The sequence below is a fragment of the Thalassospira sp. TSL5-1 genome, assembly GCF_001907695.1.
Lineage (GTDB): Bacteria > Pseudomonadota > Alphaproteobacteria > Rhodospirillales > Thalassospiraceae > Thalassospira.
In genome coordinates this window covers 1-374 of record NZ_KV880663.1, presented here as the reverse complement: position 1 = coordinate 374, position 374 = coordinate 1, and the positions used below count along the sequence as shown (strand labels likewise).

The following is a 374-nucleotide window of genomic DNA, read 5'->3' as shown; positions in this document are numbered from 1 at the left end:
GTCAGATCGCTTGAGGATGTCGCATCCAGACCGCGTGAGTCACGAACCGTAAAGGTGAATTTTGCCTTTGCATCACCGTTGTCATTGGCAACTGGTTCATACACCAGTTTGCCCGCATCGATATCGGCATAGCTGACAAATTGCGGCGTCGTGATGGCAGTACCATCAAGTTTTAACGTCCCCGCACCGGTAATGCTGTTAATGGTGACCCCGCCCAGCGTATCGGTTTCACCGCCCGGCTGGGTATATTTGAAATCCGCTGGCTTGATGACATAGGACGTGTCTTCCTTGGTGGTGACAGTGTTGTCCGAGGAAGCAGGCGGATCGTTCTTTTCGACAATCGTGATTTTGGACACCAGATCCACCGAGAGCGG

General features: G+C 52.7%; 1 protein-coding gene. It reads right to left on the bottom strand.

The features are described from left to right. Positions 1-374: Ig-like domain-containing protein (locus tag LF95_RS22565; protein ID WP_143182165.1), on the bottom strand; the 374-nt coding region annotated here is incomplete at both ends.